Genomic DNA, 24,999 nt, shown 5'->3' with positions numbered 1-24,999 from the left:
ATTTCTATTCTTCGTCAGCCTGCCACGACTTCATTCGAGATTTGAGTTTTAACATGGCCTGACTGTGAATTTGACTCACTCTCGATTCACTTACATCAAGAACTTCACCGATTTCTCTTAGGTTCAATTCTTCATCATAGTACAAAGAAAGCACGATCGCTTCTCGCTCTGGTAAAGTGGTGATTGCTTGCGCAAGTGACTTTTGAAATGCCCCTTGCATGAGGTCTTCAAGGGGTGCGTCACTACCTCGGCTCTGCTCAGTAGTAATAACGTCCTCTGAAACACCTAAATCTTCAATCCCGACTAATTTGCCTGCATTTACCTCATTGAGCATTTGATGATAATCCTGCAAGCTTACGTTTAGCTTAGCAGCAATATCAACATCTCTTGCATCTCTTCCTGTTTCGCTCTCTACACGTGAGATGGCGTCTGTAATTGCACGTCCGTTTCTATGCACAGAACGGGGCGTCCAGTCGCCTTTGCGAATTTCGTCTAACATAGCACCGCGAATGCGAATACCCGCGAAGGTTTCAAAGCTTGCGCCTTTCGAACCGTCAAAGTTTCGAGCGGCCTCTAGTAGTCCAATCATTCCAGACTGAATTAAGTCGTCAACTAGCACACTGGCAGGAAGTCTCGCCATCAAATGATGTGCTATGCGCTTCACCAGAGGCGCGTGTCGCTCTACTAGTTGCGACTTATCAGTTTGTTGTTGATAAGCTGCCGCCTTACTATTCAACGCTGATTCCCTACTGCTTTTTCTGCAATTAATTGTTCAATGAAAAACTCTAAATGACCACCTGGCTGAGCCGGTATTGGCCATGATGCCGCTCTATTTGCTAGCTGACTTATCGCAACAGCAGCAGGTGAGCCTGGATAGGCATCGACTATAGCAGTTTGCTTTCTTACTGCGCGACGAATATTCTCATCAAACGGAATTGTTGCAACTAATTCTAGCGCAACATCTAAGAAGCGCCCTGTCACTTTACTTAGTTTACTAAAAAGTTCTTGGCCTTCACGTACGTCCCGAACCATGTTCGCAACTATTTTAAAGCGAAACACGCCGTGTTCTCGATTAAGTAATTTTATCAGCGCATAAGCATCGGTAAGTGATGTAGGCTCGTCGCACACTACAACCATAATGTCTTGAGAAGCTTTTGCAAAACTAAGCACCATGTCGGAAATACCCGCTGCAGTATCGACGAGCAACACATCAATGGGCGAACGAAGCTCACTAAAAGCGCGTATTAGACCCGCATGCTGAGTTGGTGAAAGCTCTGCCATCGACTGGGTTCCCGATGTTGCTGGCGCAATTTTAATACCGTGGGGACCAGTAACGAGTACATCGTCTAACGTGCACTCACCAGACAAAACATGAGATAAATTCTTTTCAACGCGAAGGCCCAACATCACATCTACGTTTGCCAGCCCTAAATCGGCGTCTAGAACCATCACACGTTTACCTTGCTTAGCCATAGCGATTGCCGTGTTAAGCGTAATGTTTGTTTTACCTACGCCACCTTTGCCTCCGGTGACGGCGATAACCTTGATTAACCGTGATTGCTTCATTTTTCTTAAGCTACTCGCTTGGTCGTCAATCATAATAACTATGCTGTTTTAATATCGCTGTTGCTACTAGTATGATCCAAACCATATTTTTTATAAAGCTTTGCAGCAGCGGAAACTAAAGATTTCGCTTCTGCAATCTTAATGTCTTCAGGTACTTTCTGACCGTCGGTGACATAGCTAACCGGTAACTGATACTCGACTGCCGCACTGAGCACCTCTCCTAAAGAATAGCACTCATCTAACTTAGTGAAAATACAACCACTTAACTCGATGTCGTCATAAGCTTTGATTATTCGCTGTAATGCAGGATATTGTGTATTAGCCTGCGCGACCAAATATTTTTTCACTACGGGCATCTGACCATTGTCGAAATGCTTTATTTGCTTAATTAATCGACTATCTCGTTGACTAAATCCAGCCGTATCAATCAATACTAGTCGTTTATGGCGAAGTTGGAACAATAAATCTGAAAGTTCTTCACTTGATTGCGCTTTTCTCACCGTACAACCAATTATTTTACCGTAAGTTGCCAACTGCTCGTACGCGGCAATACGATAAGTATCGATGGTAATCATTGCCACTGAATCTGCACCATACTTTTGCGCATACCGAGCGGCTAATTTTGCCACTGTGGTTGTTTTACCCGTCCCGGTAGGACCGACTAATGCAACAGCACCTTGCGCAGTAAGTATATCGTTACCTGTCACATTTAATCGATTAGCCAATAGGTTAAGAAGATAAACCCATGCATCTCTTTCGTTGTAATGTGCTGGCGTATAACTAATAAGCTGCTTAGATAGTGATTTACTCAGGCCCATATCGATTAAACGCGTTATCAGGTACTGATGAACGGGTTTTTGACGGGTTTGCTTTGCCTCCATCAAATCGGCCACTTGATGCTGAAGCACATCTCGCAACGACGCTAGTTCTTCTTTTATCTGTGCTAACTCACCCGACTGCGCGGCTGGAGCTTCTTCAATGCTAGACGCTTGATGAGAGGGAAAGGTTTCGCTGTGTGTATGATACTCTTTCGGGCCCGTACGTCTGTCAACGGGTTGCTGTGCTTCGACTTCGTCAATGAATGCGTCAGAGAAATTAAGATGGGATGCAATATCATTGGCATGTTGCGCATTTGCAGACGTCGGTTGCGTGACACCTGCTGAAGCGCCTTGCGCCGCGCCATGTTGCTTTTCTAGCAACGCCTTTAGGCTGTCTGGACCATCATCGCCAATGATCTCACTAAGACTCGGTGTAGGATTTTGCTTAGAAGACACTTGTGCCGAAGAAGCACCGGAAGGTTTGTTAATATTTAGCTTAACTTCTGGCTCTTTGTCATACGCTGCAACGAGTTCGATGCCATCAGCCACTTTGCGATTTGACATGATAACCGCATCGCTACCTAATTCAGCCTTTACTTGGCTTAACGCCTCGCGCATATCTTTGCCAAAAAATCGTCTTATTTTCATTGCAATCTCTCCACTCACCCAGCGTCAGATTATTGACCGACCGAACTGACTATTTTTATCTGCTTGTCATCGGGTACTTCTTGATAAGAAAGCACATGTAACCCAACAACAGAATACTTAAGGAAGCGTGATAGCACCGGTCTTAGCATTCCTGAAGTAAGAAGCACCGCGGGCTCTCCTTCAAGTTCTTGCTGCTGACTGGCCTGTTGCAGTGATTTTTGCAACTTATCTGCCAAGCCTGGTTCAATACCAGCGCCATCTTCGCCACCTGCTTGAAGTGACTGGTGCAACATCTGTTCCAACTCTGGCGCCAAGGTTATGACAGGTATCTCTTTAGAACCTTGGGTAATTTCTTGAACTATTAGGCGCTTAAGGGCAATTCGCACCGCCGATACCAACACATCTGGGTCTTGGCTGCGGGTTCCATATTCACTTAACGTTTGAACGATAGTTCGCATGTCACGAATTGGCACACCTTCAAACAATAGCGTTTGCAGTATCTTTACTACCGTACTAAGGGGGAGTATGTCAGGCACTAACCCCTCGACCAGTTTAGGATGCTGCTTTGCTAACATATCGAGAAGCTGCTGCGCCTCTTCATGGCCTAAGAGCTGATAAGCATTATTAGTCAGCAGCTGACTGAGGTGAGTCGCCACTACCGTTGCAGCGTCTACTACGGTGTAGCCAAGTGTTTGTGCGTGCTCTCGCTTGTTCGGTTTAATCCATACCGCATCAAGACCGAAGGCAGGATCTTTTGTTGCCCTTCCCTCCAACTTACCGAATACTTGCCCTGGGTTAATTGCTAGCTCTTCATCATGGCTTATTACTGAATCGCCAATGGTAACGCCAAGCATGGCAATGGTGTATGTATTTGGCTCTAAGTCAAGGTTATCGCGAATATGAACTGGGGGAATGAGAAAACCTAACTCTTGAGACAGCTTTTTACGTACCCCTTTAATACGAGTCAATAGCTCGCCCCCTTGGGACTTATCAACTAATGGTATTAGGCGATAACCCACTTCAAGACCGATTGTGTCTACTTGCTGCACATCGTCCCACCCAAGCTCTTTCACCTCTGGCGCAACAGACTCGTCTCTTGAAAGTGTGTCTGGCACTTGTGGTTCTGCAGCTTTCTTCTTGGCATTTTGGGTTTGAAAATAAGCAACACCTGCAATAAGAAAAGAAAAACCTAGAAATGCAACGTGGGGCATTCCAGGAATGATGCCCATAACAAACAACACGCCTGCCGCGATATACAGCGCTTGGTTGTTACCTAGCTGCCCGCGAATCTCTTTACCCATTTCTTGAGACTCATTTTCACGAGTTACGATGATTGCTGTGGCGACTGACAACAGCAGTGAAGGTATTTGAGCAACTAACCCATCACCGATGGTTAGCAGTGTATATATTTCAATAGCATTGCCAAATGACAAGTCGTATTGAATCATGCCAATAAACAGGCCTCCGACGATGTTGATCAGCATAATAAACAGGCCCGCTACTGCATCGCCTTTAACAAACTTTGACGCACCGTCCATAGAACCGTAAAAATCTGCTTCTGCGGTTATTTCTTCACGGCGCTCCCGGGCTTGGTCTTGGTCGATATATCCTGCGTTTAAATCGGCGTCTATGGCCATTTGTTTTCCAGGCATTGCATCAAGGGTAAAGCGAGCGTTTACCTCAGAGATTCGACCCGCACCGGCGGTAACTACTTTAAAATTGATAATCAGTAAGATAGCAAATACCACGATACCCACCGCGTAGTTACCACCAATAACCACTGCACCAAAGGCTTCAATAACCTTACCCGCTGCGTCGCCGCCTTCATGGCCGTACAACAACACAACCCGCGTGGAAGCTACGTTCAAAGCGAGGCGCAGTACAGTAGCGATAAGCAATACAAGTGGAAAAATACCGAAATCGACAGGCTTCTTCGTTAAAACCGCCACTAAGATAATGACCAGAGACAGCGCAATATTGAAGCTGAACAGCACGTCTAATAAAAAGGGGGGCATGGGTAGAATAACCATGCCCATAATGGCAAGCAAAACTACCGGGGCACCTAAGCCACTGGTGAAGTTTTGCAACTGATTCTTATCGAACCGCGGAAGATAGCCGGATAACTGCATCGTTGGATGTCTCTCTATCAGAAAATTGACGCTTAACGTTAATCTGATAGAGATATAACAACTAACGTGCCAGCTTTGGGTTTTTTATAAAATAAAAGATGCTCTAGCGACGATATTCTGGAGGTATGGGTAAGTCTCGTTTTAAAGGCTTAGGACGCTTGCCCTTTCCAGCTCTATGCGCTTTTAGTTGGTAGACGTGTGCCAGTACCTGAGCCACGGCCATAAACAATGCGTTGGGCACTTCTTCGTCAACTTCTGTAGAGTAAAAAATGGCGCGGGCAAGCATGGGAGAAGGTATGAGCGGCACATCATTGGCCGTGGCGATTTTTCGTATGTGCATGGCAAGCTCATCAGCCCCTTTAGCAATAACAACGGGAGCTCGGTTGCCATTATCGTCATATTTTATCGCCACAGAAAAATGGGTGGGGTTAGTGACGACCACGTCAGCATTGGGGACTTCTTGCATCATTCGTTTGGAGGCTGCCTGATATTGTAAACGGCGTATACGCCCTTTCACCATAGGGTCGCCTTCTGCGTTTTTGCGCTCGTCTTTAACTTCTTGCTTGGTCATTTTCATCTCTTTATTGTGCTTATACATTTGATAAGGCACGTCAATAAGTGCAATCGGGATCATGCCGCACACAAGAAGTAAAAATGCCCATTTCAGCATATCAAGGGCGTGAAAAATGTTGCCAGGATAAAGCTCCATATCCAGGTGCAGTGCTTCATCTTGAAAAAAAAGCAGTGCGGCAATTGCCATACCGATTATGGTAATGACCTTGGCGATTGATTTAAGTAATTCCACCAAGCCATTAGTGCCGAACATACGCTTGAAGCCTTGAATAGGACTAATTTTGGAAGCTTTTGGTTTTGCACCGTCCCAGGTAAAGTTGTATCCACCTAAGGCTATTGAACCATAGATACCGGCAATCATGGCCACAACCATATACAAAAGCACAGGTCCGCTGATAGTAGTAAATGCGTCTCCCCAAGCAGCCAGCATGTGAGTGGTGTCGTAGGTTTCATCGCGGGATAATATAAACATGCGGCGCGTAAGTTTAAATACCGATTCAGCAATCCAGCCACCCACAAACAAAAACATGACGGCACTGATAATAAGCACCAGCGTGGTGGACAACTCACGAGATCGCGCAATCTGCCCTTTTTTTCGGGAATCTTCGAGTTTTTTCCCCGTGGGGTCTTCTGTTTTTTCTGCTGAATCTGCCATTTACTTTCTCAAATCAACATAGTGATCTTTGGTTTTTAAGAACATATTCGCAACAACTCGCACATATATTGCTGAGCTCGCATCCACTGTGTCTCAAAATGCGCCGTAAAGTTGCCAAGGGTTATCCAGATGATAAGTAAGCCCATCATTTGCGCGATAGAAAAACCAATACTAAAAATATTTAACTGAGGGGCGGCTTTGGTCATAACACCAAACGCCAAATTCACTACCAACAACGAAACAATGGGTGCCAACGACAATGTAATAGCAGACACAAACATCCAACCGCCCCAATGAGCTATGCCTTTAAACTGCTCTCCCGTCCACCATGCTTCACCGATTGGGAATGCTTCAAAGCTCATTACAATCATTTGAATCATGGATAAATGACCGTCTAACGTCCAAAACAACAAGGTCGCTAAAATTAGGTAAAACTGTCCAACCGCGGGTACATTAATGCCATTGACAGGATCTACGATAGATGCAAAGCCTAAACCTGTCTGCATGGCGATAATCTGACCGGCTAATACGAAAGTGTTCAACACCATCATTGAAATAAAACCAATGGCAATACCTATAAGCAGCTGCTGCACAATAATCAAAAAAGTACCAGCACTGACCAAGTTTTCCACTGGAGAAGGGGGCACCATAGGCATGATGATCAACGCAAGCAAAATACCAAGTAGTGCCCTAACCTGTGGGGGGATAGATTTAGCGCTTAAACCAATCATTGCGATAAACATTCCGCTTATGCGCATAAACGGCAACATTAAATCGGCTAAGAATTGGTTTATCGTAGCTAGCTCTACTACCACTAGACCCTCCTAGACCTGATACTGCTCATTTTTTACCCCACATGCTTTTTTACCCAACGAGCCACACTTCCCGCTCCCTTGTGACCCACACCCTTTGTTGTCCAAAGCTCTCTTAGCCAACCACTTGGGGGATCATTTCAACCATATGAAAGGTGAAATCCATTAGCTGTTGAACAAGCCAATTTCCACCCCAGCTCAACGCGAGAAGCGTAATTAACAAACGAGGTAAAAAGCTCATGGTTTGCTCGTTAATAGAGGTCGCCGCTTGAAATACAGCAACAACCAAACCTACAATAAGGCTAGGTACGATAACCGCAGACACAAGCATGATAACCATGAACATGGCTTCTCTGAGTATTTCAACAAAGACTTCTGGTGACATAAGTCCTCCTAGACGCCCATACCAAAGCTAGTGGCTAAGGTACCAAAAATAAGATTCCAACCATCAACCAAAACAAACAGCATCAATTTGAATGGCAGGGACACTATCATCGGCGAAAGCATCATCATCCCCATGGCCATAAGAATAGAGGCTACTACTAAGTCGATGATCAAAAACGGAATAAACAGCATAAAACCAATCTGAAAAGCAGTTTTTAGCTCACTGGTGACAAATGCGGGTATGAGTATAGTAAGGGGTACCTCGTTAGTATCAGCGTACTTGTCTTCGTCACCAGCGATACGCACGAAGGTTTCTAAGTCTTTCACTCGGGTTTGCGAAAGCATAAATGCCCGCATAGGCCCTTTCGCTTGCTCTACCGCATCGAGGCTAGTCATTTCCTCATTCAAATATGGCTGAAGCGCTCGTTCGTTTATCTCCTCAAATACGGGAGCCATAATAAACATGGATAAAAATAAGCTTACCCCGATGAGAATTTGATTAGAGGGTGACTGCTGTAAACCAATGGCCTGGCGCAAAATGGATAACACTACAATAATGCGTGTGAAAGACGTCATCATCATGATAAATGCAGGAATAAGACTGAGCGCTGTCATAATAAACAGTGCTTGCAGGGTCATCGAGTAGTCTTGAGAGCCATCTTCATTGGTAACCACAGTAACCGCCGATATGCCCTGCTGTGCATACACAGGTTCAGCAAACAATGCTAACGACACCAAAGCTATACATAGAAACGCTAAATTACGCATTTTTTTAGTTATCCTTTTGCTTAGTATCGGCCTGCGGATTCAGTTTCCCCGCCATTGCAGCCACCAGCTTTTGCTTGAAGGCATCTTGGTTTGTTGCTGGCTTACCTTTCACCGGCACCTCTAAGTTTTTATCCAGTTTACTTAGGTGGGAAATATTGTGACTAGTCACACCAATAAGATGCTGCTCGTCACCCACCTGTATCACCATTATTTTTTCTTTAGTGCCCGCTACCATGCTTGCCACCACCTTCATGTGGTTGTTGCCCATGGTAGTGACATTAAACCGACGCATAATGTAAGCAAGCGCAAAAATAACGCCAATAACAACCAGCAACGAAAAGAAAATTGACAGTACAGATGTGGGATTGGTGATTGACTGAGTGGTTTGCGCGCTGGCAACTTGGCTAATAAAAAGGGGCAGCATTGCGCAACCCCTTACTATGTAAGAAGTTTTATCTAAGCTTCTTGATTCTCTCAATTTGACTAATAACATCCGTTAATCGAATACCGAATTTGTCGTTAACTACTACTACTTCACCATGAGCAATCAACGTGCCATTTACTAATACATCTAGTGGCTCACCGGCTACGCGATCCAGTTCTACCACAGACCCCTGGTTCAACTGTAGCAGATTTCGAATACTAATTTGACTACGGCCTACTTCCATGGAAATAGTAACCGGAATATCTAAAATAGTATCTAGCTTCTTTTTCTCTTCCTGAGTAATAGGCGCATCATCGGTTAATTCATCTAACTCGGCAACCTGAACGTCTTCGTTCTCGCCGTCTTCTTGATCAGCTTCTGCATCAGCCTGCTCAGCCATGGCTGCAGCCCAATCGTCCATACCGTCTTCACTCATGGGAACTCCCCTTACCTTACAGGTCTTCTTCGAGTACTTGTAGCTCGGCATCATTATCAATAATGCGCCCGCCACGGGTTAATAATTGCAGCTCAGACTTCACAGAAGTCGGTCTTGCGATTTTCTCTACAATTTTTAAAGCTAAGTTGTCTCTTGAGCGTCCAAGTTTAGCTCTAAATGTGGGTAAATCTTCGATGAGTACCGTGATAGTTTCAGGCATTTCAACGGGAATAATATCGCCCGGCTTAAACTCCATCACGTCTCTTAGGGGCACATCTACATCAAGCATGTGCGTGGTTAACGCCACTTTGACATCCATAATTTCATCGCGAAGCGCTTTGCTCCAGCGAAGATCCGTATCTTCTTTGTCACTTTGTACACCCGCATCGAGCAACTCTCGAATAGGCTCTAGCATCGAGTATGGCAATGATACGTGGAAATCACCACCGCCACCGTCAAGCTCTATATGGAAAGAGCTTATCACCACCACTTCAGTGGGGCTCACAATGTTGGCCATAGCAGGGTTAACTTCTGAATCTAAATATTCAAAAGAAACGTCCATTACCGGCGCCCATGCCTCTTTATAATCTTCAAATATTATTTTAAGCAGCATTTGAATGATACGACGCTCAGTAGGCGTAAACTCCCTACCCTCAATTTTTGCATGGTAGCGTCCGTCTCCACCAAAGAAGTTATCAACCAGTATAAATACAAGTCGCGCTTCCATAGTAATGAGGCCAGTACCTTTTAAAGGGCGAAACCGCACCATATTCAAACTGGTTGGAACAAATAAGGTGTGAATGTATTCGCCGAACTTAATCATTTGAATACCGTTGATAGACACTTCAGCAGAACGTCGCATCATGTTGAAGAGGCTCACTCGCATATGGCGAGCGAAACGCTCATTGACAATCTCTAGGGTTGGCATGCGCCCACGAACAATGCGATCCTGCGAGGAAAAGTCATATTCGAGCGTCGAAGCGCCAGATTCAGCATCGCTGCCAACCTCTTCTTCTTCTACGTCATCAACGCCGTGTAATAAAGCGTCAATCTCATCTTGTGATAGTAAATCGCTCACAGTGTTCTACCCGTTATCGTATGCACAATATGCAAACTGCTACTGCATCACAAAGCCAGTGAATAACACTCGCTCCACTACGTTGCTACCTATATCGTTTTCTTCCAGTGCTTTTTTCACTTCGCTAACAGCCTGTTCACGAAGTTCTATTTTGCCCGCTTCAGTGACTAAATCTTCAGCATTTGACATACTAAAGGTTTGTAACAGAGTACCTTCAATTAAAGGGATATGTGTTTTTACAAGTTCTTCGTTGTCAGAGCCGCGGACTAAAAGTTGCACTTTTATTTGCACTAGGCGATCACGTCCACCACCAGGCACGTTAAACACAAAGGGTCTTGGCATGGCCACATAAAGTGCCGTTCCAATTTCTGCACTGCCACCTTGTGTGGCTGGCGCTGCAGCTGCTGCGGCCTCTGTTTCAGGGAGTTGCTCTGCTGCAGGTTCATCACTGCCTGCAAAAAGGAAAAAGTAAGCACCCGCCGCTCCGCCAATGACGACGACAGCAATAATGATGATAAGCATCAATTTACTTTTCTTTTCGCCGCCTTCTTCTACCTGTAACTCTTCATCTGCCATGGAAATCTCTTCTATATCTTATTAAGTACCACAAAGCCTGTATTATCAGACTTCAGGTAAAAATCGCAATGCTGCCTTAGTCAAAATTTGCAGATATTTGCTGATATACACTGTTTGAGCGCAACTGCTCGGTGAAAAACCAGCATAAAACTTACTTTGCTGAAAAAGCTCTAGCCAAAAAAGCTAAGCGTAATAATCAATACCGCCTTTTGCTTCTCTTGTTACCGCTTGTTCAATCACTCGAGTGTCGTCACCAAACTCAGCGTCATTATTTCCACGCTGTGCCTGACCACTTCCACTTTGACCTGCAAGTTGCTGACCACTTTCACCGTTTTGTGAGTTATCTTTTCTTACTTGAGCATCGCCAAGCTCAATACCTTGATCTGATAGCATGTCTCTAAGTTTTGGCATCGTGTCGGCAAGGGCGTCTTTAGCTTGTTGAGATTGCACGATAAAGCTTACGCTAGCCGCATCGCCCTGCACGTTGACACGCACCTGCATGCTGCCTAGCTCTGGCGGATCTAGACGAATCTCTGCCATCGTATTTCTGGCGTTAACCATCCAGCGAATTTTCTCATTCAGCTGCTGCTGCCCTTCTGGCTTATGAATATTAACGGCCTTATCAAAACCTTCAAACTGCTGTTGAAGTTTAGAGGACTCTGAACGTATCTGGCTATTCTCATTAATCGTTGTATCAACTTGCGCTAACTGATTCTGCACGATTTGATGGATACTGCTTTGGGCGTTGTTCATTAACTGCATAAACTGCCCTGCTTGAGCATCGACTCTCGAATTCAGAGCGGCTGATACATCGCTGCTAAGTGCAGCATCTTTTGCAGCGTCGGCAACTATTGCTGATAAGTCGATACCAGGCTGATGCCCCTGCTCAACCTGCTTTTGGAATTCGTTAATGCCCGCAATAATATTTGTTTTCACTGCCTGTTGCTGCTGACTATTTGGCACAAGAGCAACCATTCGTTCGGCAAAGGCTTCTGTCGCTTTTTGCGCCGTTTCAGGCGGTAATTTATTAATTGCCATTAAAAGAGACTCATCGCTTAAGGTAGCCGCCTCTAAGTTCGCCACAGAGTTGTCTCCATCTTTATTGGGGGCAGACGCAGCACTCGGTAAATTAGCACTTTCTCCATTAACCACAGCAGCGGATGCCGCTATTTTGGTAGAAGCCTCTTGCTGAACAGCAGTAAGTAAATTCTGCTCGGCTTCTAAATCTGAAGTAGTTTGAGCTGGCACATCTACATCTAAAACATCCGCGTCAGTTAACTCTTCATGCAACCTATCTATATTGCTGCCAATTTGCACAGTGGCAGTTTCACCTGCATTATCTATAGATAGCGCATTGCTTAGCCTGTCATTAGTTACGGTTGAAAGTGCATCTTGAGCTAAACTGAGTATAAACGCTTCTTGTGCTCTCTCTTCACTCCTAGCATCTTCTGAAATAGCGTTTACTAAATTAGCGCCGCCTAAATTGCCCCCCTCTTGCCCCTCTGAAGACTCTGAAGACTCTGAAGACTCTGAGCCTGTTAGCACTGCAAGCAACTCACTCAATGTATCTGTGCTTTCGTTCTCTGTAGCGTCTTTCGCATCAGTATTTTCGATTTGTTTATTAAGCAAATGACTTAGCGCAGTTAATTTATCAGCTAAGGTTTGATTAGAGGCTACATCGTTCTCTTTCATAGACTGTAACTGAGACATTAATTCAGAAACTGCATCAATAACGCCGTTACTGTCGTCTAGCCCCTCGGCATTCATAGCCTGAGTGCTGTTGCTAGTACTACCAATCCCTTCATCGCTGCCAACTTGCGTGCTGCTGTCGCTAGCAGTCTGTCCAAATCCATTTTTAGTGATGCCTTCAACGAGTGCTATCCAATCCGGTTCTGGAGCAGGCTCACCAGTGACGGGCTCTGACAACACTTTCTTGCCATCAGGGCCAATAATGATTTGTTTATCTATCACCGGCCCGATGACTAAAGACTCTTCCTTATCAATCGATAAACCTTTCTGCTCTTGAACTATCGAAATGCCTTCATTGCTAGGTGATAAGGAGTCAGTGCCGTCGGAAGTACCCAGTTTTTTGTGCGAGGGGCTTTGCGAAAGTGGATGAGTAGAATTGCTCGGCTCATCGTCATTTTTAGGTAAATTAGTGTGTACAGGTGGGCTTCCCTTTTCCAAATTAGCGGAGTTGCCATTTAATACGAAGTCACGACCAGCATTTTTTGCCTCTTGGTAAAGTCTATTAAAGGCGTCGCTATTTTGTCCCTGAGCATGACTGTCTAGGCCTGACCCCACCGCTTTTGCTGTGGAAGATGCCGAGAAGGGCAATGCGGCAATGTCTGTTTTATTTGCGGCAACTTGTTGCATGATTTTCTACCGTCCTACACGTTCACCGGCAAAGCCAGTAATCTAAAAAGTTATATCGTTGTATGTACGCAAATAAAAATGTAACTACATGTAAGTTAAACCCTTTAACAACATCCTTTTTTATAAAGGTATTTTTAAACCTACGATTTGCATTAACAACGGTGTAAAGGCCTAATGGTCTTTCTTGCTTTCTTCGCCATGATTAGCGATACCCAATAACAGAAAAAGCAATAAACGTTCCAAACGATGCGCTTTGTTACTATTTGTTTTTCAATGGAGCTAATAACTTCGCTTAGCCTTGCTTCGTATTCTTAAAATCCGTGGACTATTAATAGACTTAGCAAAGGCCGCGCCAATAGATTTTTAGCGTCAGCACAAAAAAATAAACAAAGGAATTATTCCACTTGAGATATAAAGCTGAAGGCCACGGGGTTGAGAGCCGATTTGGTAAGTCATTAGGATTGAAATTGGATTAGCAAGGTTTGCGGGAATATAGATTAAAACACGGAACGCTTTGAGCGAATAAATCGCTGCGTGGCAAACTCATCCATCATGGCCTGCTCGGCCTTCGCCTCTTTTTGCTCTTTTGCTATTCGCTTTTTATCAAGTAAAAGCGTGACCGCTTTTACCTTCTGCTGCTGTTTAAGCCACATTTGCTTGCGTTGGTCTGCGGCCACTTTTGCTTGGCCAATAATGTGCATTTGTTGTTCGCATGCTTTGTCGAGCTTGCCCACAAATGACAGATGCTGTTGGTAGTAAGTGGCAGTGACACCAGACTGTCCGGTTTGTTGTATACCCTTAATATAATCGACGCGATATTGCTCTAAACTAGATAGCTTTTGCTTTTGCTGATTCACATTAAGCTGTGCCTGCTGATAAAACCGCGCCTCTCGCTGCTCTTTTTCCTTTTCAAACTCAGCCAACCGCTCTAATTGTTTCGACATTATCCTAACCCTTTCGCGAGTGCTGCCATACCTTCTAGGCTTTCGTCATAAGCTAATACTTGATTCATGCCCTGCTGCAAAAAAGCGTTAATGGCAGGTTCTGCCCTAATGGCTAAGTCAATACGAGGGTCAGACCCTTTCGCATATGCACCAATTGAGATGAGATCTTGATTTTGTTTGTATTGAGAATAAACCTGACGAATGCGTCTGGCCATTAATTGATGCTCTTCACTCACAACTTGCGGCATCACTCGACTAATGGACGCTTCAATATCAATGGCGGGATAATGCCCACTGTCTGCCAATGAACGAGATAGCACTACGTGGCCATCAAGTATAGCTCTTGCGGCATCTGCTACTGGGTCTTGTAAATCATCACCTTCTGTTAACACTGTATAAAACGCAGTGATTGATCCCTGCTTTTCACTCCCGTTGCCGGCTCGCTCTACCAATGCTGGCAACCGCGCAAACACGGAAGGTGGATAGCCTCTTGTTGCCGGCGGCTCTCCCACGGCTAATGCTATTTCACGCTGCGCCATGGCATAACGCGTGAGGGAATCGATTAAAAGCAGCACTTTCATTCCCTTGTCGCGAAAATACTCTGCTATTGTTACTGCGGTTTCACAGCCTTTTAGTCGCATTAGCGGTGATGTATCCGCTGGTGCAGCGACTACTACTGCGCGCTGACGCTCTTCTTCGGTGAGAATATCATGAATAAATTCTTTCACTTCTCGTCCACGCTCTCCCACTAGGCCAACGACCACAACGTCCGCTTCGCAGCCTCTTGTCATCATTCCTAACAGCACACTTTTACCCACGCCACTGCCGGCGAATAAGCCCATGCGCTGTCCAACCCCTACCGTATTTAGCGCATTGATAGCGCGAACGCCTACATCCATGGCAGCATTAATAGGTCGTCTTATAAGCGGGTTCATTGGAGGACGCGTGGTGGGAGCACGATGCTCAGCTTCAATTTCACCAAGGCCATCGAGCGGCTGACCGTTACCATCAACTACCCTGCCTAATAATCCCATTCCCACGGGTAAACCACCCTGTCGATTCAAAGGCATCACTCTACTACCGGGAACAATGCCTCTAACCGCTTCGGTAGGCATTAAATACGTAATGTCATCGCCAAACCCTACTACTTCGGCTTCAATTTCACCTTCTATAGTTTGCACTAAACACTGGCTTCCGACGGGAAGTTGACACCCTACTGCTTCAAGCGTTAATCCAATACCCCGAACAAGCTTACCCGCCGCAACGATTGGTACCGATGCCACCTGCTTGGTCAGTGATTCAAAGTGATTGTGCCAAGGACTAGTCATCGTTCAAACCTTGGTTTAATAGAAAGCGATCAATCACTTCTCGACAGCGTCGTTCAACAGAAACATCCACTGCGTTTTGCGTTGTCACGATGTCGCATCCCCCTCGCTCCATGTTTGGCGCGGCGATTAAATTCCACCCTTTTTTCTCCACTTCCTCTTCAGAAAAATGCTCGTTCACAATAGTGATATCGTCAGGGTGTAAATGTATTTGGTATTCGTTTTGATTGATGGGCAACGCTTTTATGCCCTCGCTAAGAGCCTGTACAATCACGTTTTTGTTCGTATTAATTTCAGTTTTAATGACCGCTTTGGCTAGGGTAACTGCCAGCTTCACTAGCTGGTCGCGGGTCTCATCATTCGCTTGGGAGAGTGGATCATGTAACTTATCAACAAGCATCTGCCATTGCTCAGTCTGCGTCGCTATTTTAGACTGCCCCTCTTCTAGGCCTTGGGCCAACCCTTCTGCGTGGCCTTTTTCACGGCCTTCTTGAAGTCCTTCTTCTAGCCCTTGGGCTTTTCCTTCTTCATAGCCGGCAGCCTTTCCATCGCTCATCCCCTCATCAAATGCTGCTTGACGAATAGCCTCAATTTCATCCGCAGTTGGCGGAGCAATTTCTTCTACTTCTTCTGGGGGCTCATACTTCCAGTCTGAGCGACGATTTAAGGCATTAGTTGTGCCGTCATTTTTTTTCGCACTGGCATCTTCGACAAATGGCAGGTCCCATTTTTTAGCATCGCTTGCTTCGCTTTCACTAAAGCCTTTGTTCGTAGACATCATTTTTCCCAGTATTTGAAGGCAACAGTATTTGAAGGCAAATCAGTATTGAAAGGCACTACTACAAGAACTCTTCGCCGCCACCGCCGCCAAGCATAATTTCGCCAGAGTCAGAAAGTCGACGGGCCACTGAAAGAATCTCTTTCTGCGCCACTTCAACTTCAGAGATACGCACCGGACCGAGCGCCTCAAGGTCATCGTTAAGCATTTCCGCCGCACGTTTTGACATGTTGCGCATGATCTTATCTTTCAACTCTTCATCTGCACCTTTAATTGATTTAAGTAGAGCGTCTTGCTGCACTTCGCGAAGAATAGCCTGAATACCTTTGTCATCAACATCGATTAAATTGTCGAAAACGAACATCAAGTCTTGAATTTGCTGACTCATTTCTTCGTCTTGCTCGCGTATTGCATCCATTAGCTGCCCTTCAATGGAGGTATCTAGGTAGTTCATGATATTGGCAGCAGACTTCAAACCGCCCATTTTCGCAGCTTGTGTTCCGGCCTGACCCGCGAACTGTTTCTCCATAATCTCATTAAGCTCTTGTAAGGCTGCAGGCTGTACTTCTTCAAGATTAGCAATACGCATAAGGAGGTCTAACCGCACTTTCTCTGGGAACTGAGCCAAAATCTCTGCACTTTGTTCCGGCTCTAAATAAGACAGCACAATAGTTTGTATTTGCGGGTGCTCATTTCGAATAATGCTGGCCACCTGCTTGGAGTCCATCCACTTAAGTGAATCGAGGCCTTTCGCACCGCTTCCCATGAGTATTTGATCAATAAGATTGGCGGCTTTGTCTTCGCCAAGGGCCGCAGTAAGTGCTCGCTTAACAAAGTCTTGACTCTGAAACCCGATGGTACTGTAGTTTTGAATCTCTTCAATGAAATGCTTGTGCACCGCCGTGATTTTGGTTTGTGTCATATCATCGACTTTCGCCATCTCACTGCCGAGCTTTTGTACCTGCTTTGGCTCTAAGTGCTTAAGTATTTGCGCGGCATCTTCTTCAGACAAGCTCAAAAGCAATATTGCTGCCTTTTCAACGCCTTCTAATTTACTGACGTCGTAGGACTGGTCTTCAACGTTGGCAAGTTCTTCGGCCATAATATTTTCTCACTACTCGTCTTGCATCAACCAGCCCTTCACAACTTGGGCTGATAATTCAGGTTCGTTCGCAACTAGGGCACGTACGGCTTTTAATACATCTTCGTCTTTGTGTAGATCAGGCAGCATAAGCGAGCCATCTGCGGCAAAGCCAACTTGCCCCTCGTCGAAATCTGTCGACAGCATGCTAATGGTATCGTCGCCTAAATCTAAACCTTCGTCAGCATCGAAGTCATCAACCTCTTTCGTTTCATCTGGGTTGATCAAGCGACGTAACATTGGGCGGATAACAAAGATGATCAGTACTATTATAACCAATCCACCAATAATGAGCTTAATAATAGGAAGAAGTTCTGGATCCTTCCACAGTGGGATATCCTCAACTTCACCCGTATCCATGCGCATGAAAGGTACACTCACCACTTCAAGAGAGTCTCCCCGCGTAACGTCAAAACCTACACCACCTTGTAGTAATCGACGAATGTTGAGTATTTCTTCTTGTTTGCGAGGTGACGGTGTCATTGTGCCATCTTCGCCCGCCACTTGGGTATAATCTACCGCCACAGACACACTTAATCTGCGGATAACGCCAGATTGCTTTTTAGTGTGGCTGATTGTGGTATCGAGTTCATAGTTACGTGTTGACTCTTTTGCGGTGCGTCCAGGCACGGTTTGTTGACTTGCTGTACCAGTGGCATTTTCAGGAATATTAGAATCGAGTGGTGGCTGATTAGAAAGCGCGCCAGGAATGCCGCCTACACCGCCGCCAACGCTGTTTTCTTCCATAATCATTTCGCTTCGTACTGCGGGTAAATCTGGATTGTAGCTACGCTGAGTTTGCTCCATCGCGGTAAAATCCATCGATACGTCTGCTTGGGCAGTATAATTACCGATGCCCAATACTGGGATAAGTATGGCATCAATTTTTTCTAAATATTCTTGCTCGCGCTGACGTTCAATTTCATATTCTTTTCTAGCCCGTGCACTTAATGAATCTTGTGAGCCAGAGTTGAGTAGCCGTCCATTGCTGTCGGTGACTGTTACTTTTGATGGGTCGAGGTTTTGTACTGCTGATGCAACAATATCCACCACTGCATCAACTTCTTCGCCAGTGATAACTGAGCCTCGCTTAGCGGTTAGTACTACCGTAGCGGACGCTTTTTTCTCTCTTCGCGCAAATACATTTTCTTTAGGCATAGCCAGCAAAACACGTACTTTTTGAATACTCGACATATCCTGAATGGTTGATGCAATCTGCTGCTCGCGAGCATGCTTAAGACGCTCCATTTCAACCCGCTGACTAACACCAAACCCCATATCTTGCATGATGATGTCTGTACCGGTCTCAGTAGGGTTATTTAGACCTTGTCGCGTCATACCTAGCCGGATGGTTTGAAACTCATCGGTTCTTACGTATACCGTGTTGCCCTCAAGCTTATAATCAATTTGGTTGGCGTCCATGTAATCAAGGGTTTCAATTAACTCTTGAGTTTCCATTTTGGCTAGCGGCCGATAATCTGCCTCTTGCGACCACATGAAAATGAAGATAGCGATTGCCACGCAGATGACTAATACAACGACTAACGCCACTTGACGCATCATGTCGGCGCTGCCTAGGGTGTCCATAAAGCCTGATTTGTTTTCCGGCTCGCCATCCATTCCATTCCCTTGATCTGGGATAGATAAATTTGTGCCTGTTGCCTCAGCCATAACCTACTCCACCTACACCGGCATGTTCATGATTGTTTTATATGCTTCAAGTACTTTATTGCGTACCTGAACCGTTGCCTCGAACGCAATGCCTGAGGTTTCTTTCGCAAGCATGACTTCAGCAAGGCTCAAGTTTGGATCGCCCATTTCAAAGCGTTGCTGCATAGTTTTGGATTCTAACTGCATATCATTAACGCCATCGACAGCGTGTTTAAGCATTGTGGAGAAATCACTTGCAGATGTGTTTATCTCATTGCTAGGTTGCAGCCCATTTGAGGGTTGTAGCTCGTTAACTGGAAGACGAGTTTGCCCAATCATACTTTGCATTTCTTGGTACAAGCTGTTGGCTTTAACGTCCATAACCACTCCTAAGAATCAATGAATTGCGACGATTGTCGGTCACATATTTATTATATAAGGGAGGATTTGCAAAGGGCTTGCCAAGTTTTCAACCCAATTTAAAGCAATAAAAATCAGACACTTAAAACAATTAAACTTAAGAAGCCAAAATAATGACGTAGTGTGGAGAAGAGTTTTGACTAATGGCAACAAAAAACCGCCACCAAAAATGTCATTAATGGCGACGGTATTTTTTGTTAGTCTTTTTTGTCAAAAAGTCCTGAGTAACGCTAGGCTGGTACTTCGATACCATCGTCGCGCATACGTGCCAACTTATAGCGAAGGGTACGAGGGCTTATACCAAGCTTTTCAGCCACGTCTTTGCGTTTTCCATTACACGACGCCAATGTATCCAAAATAATTTGGTGTTCTTGATACCGCAGCTCTGAGCCTAGGTGACTGTCTTCATTTGTTTCTGATGAGATAGGCGTATCCGCAGTAAGAGATACACTTTCATCTATCATTAAATCGCTAGAATCTATCTCACCGTTTTCACATAAAATAAGCGCTCGCTGTACCACGTTTTCAAGCTCTCGTACATTTCCCGGCCACTGATATTGAGATAGTTTACTGCGCCCTGCCGCACTCAGCCTAATGTTGCCCAACCCTTGCTGGCTTGCGTGGCGGGTAATAAGATGTTCGGCCAAAGGCACTATGTCACCTGGGCGCTCTGATAGTGGACGCCACTCAATAGGGAAAACATTTAATCGGTAGTATAAATCTTCTCTGAATTCGCCGTTATCAACCGCCTTACGTAAGTCTCGGTTACTCGTGGCAATAACTCTCACATTCAATTTTACTGTTTTTCGACCACCCAACCTTTCCACTTCACGCTCTTGCAAAACCCGTAAAAGCTTGGCTTGTAGCGCTAAGTCCATCTCGGTAATTTCATCGAGTAGCAAGGTCCCCTCTTGAGCTTGCTCAAATTTACCAGGGCAGGCTTGAACCGCGCCGGTAAATGCCCCTTTTTCATAGCCAAATAAAGTGGCCTCGAGCATATTTTCTGGAATAGCGGCGCAATTAATTGCCACAAATGGCGCTTCACTGCGGTTAGATTGGTCGTGAATGTAGCGAGAAATAACTTCTTTACCCGAACCACTTGGTCCTAGCACCATCACAGTCGCTTCAGATTTTGCCACTTTTCGAGAAAGCTCAAGTAGCTTAATACTCGATGGATCGGCAACGATAGGCGTTCGCGACTCTATTTTTTGCGCTGGTGCATATCGACCTACCAGGTTTAACAGCACCTCTGGTGCAAATGGCTTTGATAAGTAGTCAGTGGCGCCATCTCGCATGGCTTGGACTGCATCATCAATGGTCGCATAGGCTGTCATCAACAGCACCGGCATGCTTGGATATTTTGCTTTAATGTTTTTTAGCAGCGTGAGCCCACTCATTTCACCCATTTGAATATCACTTACCACCAAATCTATCTTTTTAGCAGACAGAATCATAAGAGCAGACTCAGCGCAATCAGCATCAATCACGTCATAGTCACCAAGCAGTAAGGTGTCAAACAGTGCTTCGCGTAAACCTGCGTCATCTTCAACAATCAAAATAGTAGTTTTAGACATTGATATTCTCCTCTGAATTTACGCGACGTTAGTCAGCATGTTGTGGGTTTTACACGGCAAGCTAACACTGAAACATGCGCCACCACTTTCTGCATCACCGACATTTAACACACCGTCATGTGCATTGATAACCGACTTAACGACCGCTAATCCCAGACCTGTGCCATGAGTTTTAGTGGTGAAGAAGGGTTCGAATATTTTTGATTTGATGGCGTTTGGCACGCCAGTGCCACTATCTGTGACTTCAATTATCAAAGAACCTTTATCTAGCTTTGCTTCTACGATTATCTCGAAGCCCTTAGGGGTTACCTGACTGGCGTTATGTATAAGGTTGAGTAACGCACCTTGCAGCGCCGTTAAGTTACCAGTAATTGACGCTGTGCTGTCAAAACCTTTGAATACCAACGTTTGTTGCTCCTGCGACGTCATCGCGTGGGCATTTGACTCTAAGGCCGTAAACAGTTCTGGCAGTGTAATTTCACTTACCACCTGCTGCTCACCTGACTTTGCAAACAACAGCATGTCGTTGACCTGGCTCTCTAGCTCTTTAAGACGGTCAGTTAGCTTATAGGCAAACTGTTGCGAGGCATTTTCGGGCAAATTTTTGCGAGTTAGGTTAGATGCATACAGTACCGCCGCTGATAACGGCGTTCGTATCTGATGCGCTAACGAGGCAACCATTTTTCCTAACGAGGATAGCCGCTGCATGTGACTTACCCGAGCCTGAAGCTCTCTCGTTTCAGTTAAGTCAGTGATGACAATAAGTTGGCCTGGTTCATTATCAAGAGGTGTTATTGACAGCTTAACTCTGCGTCCATCAACGAGTGATACTTCATGGCCGTCATCGGCTCTTGGCTTAAAGGAGCGGGTGATGATACGTCGCCAAATTTCTTCTTCAAGAGGCTCGCCGAGTAGATTTTTGGCTTGGTCGTTAGCCTGGCGCACAATGCCCTTGCCATCAAGAACGATAACACCTGCGGGCATGACTTGAAGAAGATGCTCTAGGCGGCTTGCTTGAAGTCTAAGCGAATTCACTTCTTCAGAGGATGGGGCTGTATTAGCTGCAGCCTTCTGCGCTTTTTCGTCGTCTTTTGCGTCTTCAAAACGATGTTCTGACTTAAACTCGTCTCTTACAGGAAAGTTGACCTCTGTGAAAGAGATGGCTGGACTATCTTCGCTTTTCGAACCATTAAAAACAAAGCGTGAAGCAGCGTATTCGGAATTTGTTTGTGAGCCGTCGTAAGCCATATAACCCTCGTCAAATTGCAGACGTTAACGAAATATGGCTTAACTAAAGCAGAAGACGTGCCAGTTTTACTTTTACAATACTTTCAAAGACTTAGCACGAAATTTTGATAACAACAATGACGTCAAATACCTGACGTTAGGCATCCTCAGTACGTTGGATATCGTATTTACGCATTTTCTCCACTAACGTGGTTCTGCGCATTCCTAACTTATCTGCGGCTCTAGCCACTACCCATTCTTGACATTCTAGCGCTTGGCGAATGAGTTTTACTTCAAGCTCTGACAGATATTCTTTAAGATTAACCCCCTCTTCCGGCAACGTAGAAGAAATAAAGTTGTCTTGGGTAGTCTCTGTAGCCTCTTCTTGGTCTTCGAGTTGCTCCCGCGCAGCAGATTCCGCAAATAAGGTATTAAATGCTTCGCGTTCGAGTATTTCTTCAGGGTAATCTGGCTCATAGGCAACAGCATCACCATGCTGGTACTTTTCGGGGAGATCGCTTATATCCACAATGTGGCCAGGGTAAAGAATGGTAAGTCGCTCTACTAAGTTGGAGAGCTCTCGAACATTACCTGCCCACTCATGCTCCATAAGCGATGAAATTGCTCGTTCGGTAAAACGAACCCCATCAACACCGTCGACTTTTATACGGCTGTTGATCTCTTGCAGCAATAGTGGGATATCGTCTTTTCGTTGGCGCAAGGCGGGGCTATCAATTGGAAACACGTTGAGCCGATAATATAAGTCTTCACGAAATTTATCCTGGCTTATCATCGTCTCTAAATCACGGTGCGTAGCGGCCACAATGCGAACATCGCATTTTAAGGGCTTGGTTCCGCCTACTCGTTCAAATGTTTTCTCTTGCAGTACACGAAGCAACTTTACCTGCATTTGAAGGGGCATATCGCCTATTTCATCGAGAAACAAGGTACCGCCTTCTGCGAGTTCAAAACGACCTTTTCTGGCACTAATCGCTCCGGTGAAAGCGCCTTTCTCATGCCCAAAGAGTTCACTTTCTAAAAGTTCTCCTGGAATAGCACCGCAGTTCACAGGAATAAACGGGCCGTCTTTACGTTCAGAGAAAAAATGTACATTTCGAGCAACGACTTCTTTACCCGTGCCTGACTCACCGAGTATGAGTACCGTGGCATCGGTAGGAGCCACCTGCTCAACTAAGCGCCGTACAATTTGAATTTGCTCGCTCTTGCCCACCAGACTTCGGAAAAGCCGTGTTTTCGTACCTGCGGATTTCGATAAGTTAGGCTTTCGTCGCGCGTACTCTTGGCAGCGATGAATGGCTTGGGTTAATACTGGGTAGGTCAGTGGCGTGCTGATAACGCTAACCATATTACAATTAACGTTGGCTTCACCTTCATTGTGTACTAGTGCAACAAAAGGGATGTGGGGAAACTTTGCGACCAACTTGTTTACTGTAGCAGCTGATGTGTAATCGATAAGTACAGCATCGGCGCCGGCAGAAGACAGGTACGAATCACAATCATCAAACCCTCGCGACAAACACGGTTCGCCCATGAAAGTGACTATCGTTTCTAAGTTTTGAATGAGTTCCTGATTATCACTAACCAGCAATATGTCCTTCATCTATTCCCCAATGACGCTCGGTTATTATTTATAGTGTAGCGCATAAGCAAAGTGTAACTGTAAAAGTTAACTCTGCAACCGATGTTTGCGGAAATATAGCAATAAAAAAAGCAGGTTACCCTGCTTCTTTCGGTTAATTTGTAGAAATTAGAACCAATAGGTTAATTTAAATACAGAATTGATTAATTAAGCAATGCCAATACCTGGCCTTGCTGCTGATTAGCCTGTGCCTGTACGGAAAGTGCGGCTTGTGATTGAACATCGTTAGACGCACGCTGCGAAGACGCTTGTGCAAAATCAAGATCTTGGATCCTGCTGCGGGCCTCAGCCGTGTTTACATTAGATTGTGTTAGTGTTCTCGCTGCACTCTCAAAACGATTTTGCGTTGCACCGAGATCGCCTCTAGCGCCACCAATTATTTCAAGCGCGGAATCGGCAGCAGATAATGCATCATTTACGCTCGTTCCCGAAGTAATATCGATGCTGAGTACACCACTTAGTTGCGCAGCAATGTCTTGAGTCTGCACGCTGATGGATTGTTCAGAGCTTGCACCTGCCTGAAAATTTAACGAACCGTTATCGGATAACAAAGGCTTACCAGCAAAATTTGTCTGCTCAATGGTTTGTGAGATGTTTTCTTGAAGCTGAGTAATTTCAGACTGAATAGAGCGGCGATCGCCTGCGCTTAAAATGCCATTGCCTGACTGAATAGTAAGCTCGCGAATTCTGTCGACGTCGGAATTAATGCTGCCTAATCCGCCCTCTGCTACTTGCGCCACTGAAATACCGTCATACACATTATTGACGGCTTGACGATTACCTTCAACTTCGGAGGTTAAACGGTCGATGATTTGTTGTGCAGACGCGTCATCCAGCGCATTATTAACCTTTTTGCCAGAGGCGAGTTTCTCGAAAAGATTGTTTTGCTTTTCTTGTACTTGACCTAGTAATGATGAAACGCCGTCATTATTGATTTGCATAGCTTACCGCCTCCTGAATATTGACGCAGCCAATTTAAAACTTTTACTAATAATAGTATAGCATGATTGCTGTTTTTTTCTACACCACAAACTGTA

Annotated in this window: 23 protein-coding genes; all 23 read right to left on the bottom strand. The window is 45.2% G+C overall.

The window, feature by feature from the left end; genetic code table 11:
- Positions 1–4: 4 nt before the first annotated feature.
- The 23 genes from O9X84_RS01300 to O9X84_RS01190 all read right to left on the bottom strand — a co-directional run bounded on the left by O9X84_RS01300 (position 5) and on the right by O9X84_RS01190 (position 24,903).
- Positions 5–736, bottom strand: a complete 732-nt coding sequence (locus O9X84_RS01300; RefSeq protein WP_269517694.1) for an RNA polymerase sigma factor FliA — start codon at positions 734–736, stop codon at positions 5–7.
- Positions 733–1,599, bottom strand: coding sequence for a MinD/ParA family protein (locus O9X84_RS01295; protein ID WP_269517692.1), 867 nt, complete (start codon positions 1,597–1,599; stop codon positions 733–735). The genes O9X84_RS01300 and O9X84_RS01295 overlap by 4 nt, the downstream gene beginning before the upstream one ends.
- Positions 1,600–1,604: 5 nt before the next feature.
- Positions 1,605–3,032: a flagellar biosynthesis protein FlhF gene (gene flhF, locus O9X84_RS01290; RefSeq protein ID WP_269517690.1), complete on the bottom strand. Its 1,428-nt coding sequence runs from the start codon at positions 3,030–3,032 to the stop codon at positions 1,605–1,607.
- Between the two features lie 29 nt (positions 3,033–3,061).
- Entirely contained in the window at positions 3,062–5,161 is a 2,100-nt protein-coding gene (gene flhA / locus O9X84_RS01285; RefSeq protein ID WP_269517689.1) for a flagellar biosynthesis protein FlhA, read from the bottom strand.
- 103 nt (positions 5,162–5,264) lie between these two features.
- Entirely contained in the window at positions 5,265–6,389 is a 1,125-nt protein-coding gene (gene flhB, locus O9X84_RS01280) for a flagellar biosynthesis protein FlhB (protein ID WP_269517688.1), read from the bottom strand.
- Positions 6,390–6,424: 35 nt separating this feature from the next.
- On the bottom strand, positions 6,425–7,204 hold the full coding sequence (gene fliR / locus O9X84_RS01275) for a flagellar biosynthetic protein FliR (RefSeq protein ID WP_269517687.1): 780 nt from the start codon (positions 7,202–7,204) through the stop codon (positions 6,425–6,427).
- A 112-nt stretch (positions 7,205–7,316) separates the two neighbouring features.
- The gene (gene fliQ, locus O9X84_RS01270; RefSeq protein WP_032094412.1) at positions 7,317–7,586 is read right to left on the bottom strand and encodes a flagellar biosynthesis protein FliQ; all 270 of its coding nucleotides are present in this window, start codon (positions 7,584–7,586) and stop codon (positions 7,317–7,319) included.
- Positions 7,587–7,594: 8 nt separating this feature from the next.
- Positions 7,595–8,353 (bottom strand): flagellar type III secretion system pore protein FliP, encoded by a 759-nt coding sequence (gene fliP / locus O9X84_RS01265; protein WP_269517685.1) that lies wholly within the window; start codon positions 8,351–8,353, stop codon positions 7,595–7,597.
- A gap of 4 nt (positions 8,354–8,357) precedes the next feature.
- Positions 8,358–8,777: a flagellar biosynthetic protein FliO gene (gene fliO / locus O9X84_RS01260; RefSeq protein ID WP_269517684.1), complete on the bottom strand. Its 420-nt coding sequence runs from the start codon at positions 8,775–8,777 to the stop codon at positions 8,358–8,360.
- A gap of 28 nt (positions 8,778–8,805) precedes the next feature.
- Positions 8,806–9,213, bottom strand: coding sequence for a flagellar motor switch protein FliN (fliN, locus tag O9X84_RS01255; RefSeq protein ID WP_269517683.1), 408 nt, complete (start codon positions 9,211–9,213; stop codon positions 8,806–8,808).
- Positions 9,214–9,229: 16 nt separating this feature from the next.
- Positions 9,230–10,291: a flagellar motor switch protein FliM gene (fliM, locus tag O9X84_RS01250; RefSeq protein ID WP_269517682.1), complete on the bottom strand. Its 1,062-nt coding sequence runs from the start codon at positions 10,289–10,291 to the stop codon at positions 9,230–9,232.
- Between the two features lie 39 nt (positions 10,292–10,330).
- Positions 10,331–10,867, bottom strand: a complete 537-nt coding sequence (gene fliL, locus O9X84_RS01245; RefSeq protein WP_269517681.1) for a flagellar basal body-associated protein FliL — start codon at positions 10,865–10,867, stop codon at positions 10,331–10,333.
- Between the two features lie 183 nt (positions 10,868–11,050).
- Positions 11,051–13,243, bottom strand: a complete 2,193-nt coding sequence (locus tag O9X84_RS01240; RefSeq protein WP_269517679.1) for a flagellar hook-length control protein FliK — start codon at positions 13,241–13,243, stop codon at positions 11,051–11,053.
- 497 nt (positions 13,244–13,740) lie between these two features.
- On the bottom strand, positions 13,741–14,187 hold the full coding sequence (gene fliJ, locus O9X84_RS01235) for a flagellar export protein FliJ (protein ID WP_032094405.1): 447 nt from the start codon (positions 14,185–14,187) through the stop codon (positions 13,741–13,743).
- Entirely contained in the window at positions 14,187–15,515 is a 1,329-nt protein-coding gene (fliI, locus tag O9X84_RS01230) for a flagellar protein export ATPase FliI (protein WP_269517678.1), read from the bottom strand. The genes fliJ and fliI overlap by 1 nt, the downstream gene beginning before the upstream one ends.
- Positions 15,508–16,290, bottom strand: coding sequence for a flagellar assembly protein FliH (gene fliH / locus O9X84_RS01225; protein ID WP_269517677.1), 783 nt, complete (start codon positions 16,288–16,290; stop codon positions 15,508–15,510). The genes fliI and fliH overlap by 8 nt, the downstream gene beginning before the upstream one ends.
- 61 nt (positions 16,291–16,351) lie before the next feature.
- A complete protein-coding gene (gene fliG / locus O9X84_RS01220; protein ID WP_032094402.1) occupies positions 16,352–17,392 on the bottom strand; it encodes a flagellar motor switch protein FliG in 1,041 nt (346 codons plus the stop codon).
- Between the two features lie 12 nt (positions 17,393–17,404).
- On the bottom strand, positions 17,405–19,102 hold the full coding sequence (gene fliF, locus O9X84_RS01215) for a flagellar basal-body MS-ring/collar protein FliF (protein WP_269517676.1): 1,698 nt from the start codon (positions 19,100–19,102) through the stop codon (positions 17,405–17,407).
- 12 nt (positions 19,103–19,114) lie between these two features.
- Positions 19,115–19,462: a flagellar hook-basal body complex protein FliE gene (gene fliE / locus O9X84_RS01210; RefSeq protein ID WP_269517675.1), complete on the bottom strand. Its 348-nt coding sequence runs from the start codon at positions 19,460–19,462 to the stop codon at positions 19,115–19,117.
- 269 nt (positions 19,463–19,731) lie between these two features.
- Positions 19,732–21,075, bottom strand: a complete 1,344-nt coding sequence (locus O9X84_RS01205; protein ID WP_269517674.1) for a sigma-54-dependent transcriptional regulator — start codon at positions 21,073–21,075, stop codon at positions 19,732–19,734.
- 18 nt (positions 21,076–21,093) lie between these two features.
- Positions 21,094–22,323, bottom strand: coding sequence for a sensor histidine kinase (locus O9X84_RS01200; RefSeq protein ID WP_269517673.1), 1,230 nt, complete (start codon positions 22,321–22,323; stop codon positions 21,094–21,096).
- 136 nt (positions 22,324–22,459) lie between these two features.
- Complete coding sequence (locus O9X84_RS01195) at positions 22,460–23,923, bottom strand: sigma-54 dependent transcriptional regulator (protein ID WP_269517671.1); 1,464 nt, start codon at positions 23,921–23,923, stop codon at positions 22,460–22,462.
- Positions 23,924–24,105: 182 nt separating this feature from the next.
- Positions 24,106–24,903: a flagellin gene (locus tag O9X84_RS01190; RefSeq protein WP_269517670.1), complete on the bottom strand. Its 798-nt coding sequence runs from the start codon at positions 24,901–24,903 to the stop codon at positions 24,106–24,108.
- Positions 24,904–24,999: the final 96 nt, after the last annotated feature.

It is taken from the genome of Alteromonas sp. BMJM2 (assembly GCF_027257845.1).
Lineage (GTDB): Bacteria > Pseudomonadota > Gammaproteobacteria > Enterobacterales > Alteromonadaceae > Alteromonas.
The sequence above is the reverse complement of the archived record's forward strand: the minus strand, read 5'-3'. Positions and strand labels throughout refer to the sequence as shown.